Genomic DNA, 245 nt, shown 5'->3' with positions numbered 1-245 from the left:
TAAATACCGATGGCAGTTACAACTTTACGCTTAAAGGTCCGATTGACCATGCGCTAGGCAGTGACGAGCTGACACTAAACTTCCCAATTATCGCGACCGATTTTGATGGTGATACCGTCACTGAAATCATTCCAGTCACGATTGTTGATGATGTACCGACTATTACAGCGGTTGATGCACTGAATGTTGATGAGGATGACCTTAGCGGTGTGGGTTCCGACCCAGGCGGCGATCTGTTTGTTGAA

Annotated in this window: 1 protein-coding gene; it reads left to right on the top strand. The window is 46.9% G+C overall.

Annotated elements, in window-relative coordinates:
• Positions 1 to 245, top strand: a 245-nt coding sequence (locus SU60_RS14775; protein ID WP_041156188.1) for a T1SS-143 repeat domain-containing protein, incomplete at both ends; no start/stop codon positions are given.

Origin of the sequence: Vibrio mytili (assembly GCF_000830505.1) — a bacterium.
Lineage (GTDB): Bacteria > Pseudomonadota > Gammaproteobacteria > Enterobacterales > Vibrionaceae > Vibrio > Vibrio mytili.
Note: the sequence above shows the minus strand (reverse complement) of the source record. Positions and strands in the feature narration are given on the sequence as shown.